The sequence below is a fragment of the Aeromonas veronii bv. veronii genome, assembly GCF_000820225.1.
Classification (GTDB): domain Bacteria; phylum Pseudomonadota; class Gammaproteobacteria; order Enterobacterales; family Aeromonadaceae; genus Aeromonas; species Aeromonas veronii.
This window is the reverse complement of record NZ_CDDK01000031.1, coordinates 1-457: the sequence shown is the minus strand read 5'-3', so window position 1 is coordinate 457 and position 457 is coordinate 1. Positions and strand designations below refer to the sequence as shown.

The window sequence follows — 457 nt, the reverse complement described above, 5'->3', positions numbered from 1 at the left end:
AATCCCACCTCCTCCGCCATATTCAAAGAGAAAGCCCAAGCGGTCACCCGCTTGGGCTTTTTTGTATCTGCGGTTTTTATCGGTCCACCTGATGGCGTGCTGGCTATTGCCACTCCCGATAGCTGGCGAGGCGGTAACCGCGCTCGGCGATAAGGGCGGGCAGGGATGGGTCGGTCAGGATCGCCAGTTCGTTGAGGCGGGGCTGGCAGTAGGAGCTGCCTTGCATCTCCAGATCGATAAAGGAGGGGTGGCACATGATCTCGAGGGAATGGGCCCCCTGTTCACTGGCCTCATCGAGCAGTTGTAGCAGGCTGGCTTGGGTCAGCTGCGCGCCGTAGAAACGGTCGTCGAACCGATCGCAGCTCTGCGGGTGGTTGACGGTCAGGCCGTGGCGGGCTATTTCGTCCCGGTCGATGCGAAGGGGCAGTTCATGCGCTTTGGCGAAAGCCTCCACCAG

1 protein-coding gene is annotated in these 457 nt (G+C 60.8%); it reads right to left on the bottom strand.

The features are described from left to right. Nucleotides 1-103: 103 nt before the first annotated feature. A partial coding sequence (locus tag BN1139_RS12665) for a ChbG/HpnK family deacetylase (protein ID WP_041980547.1) occupies nt 104-457 on the bottom strand: 354 nt, incomplete at its 5' end.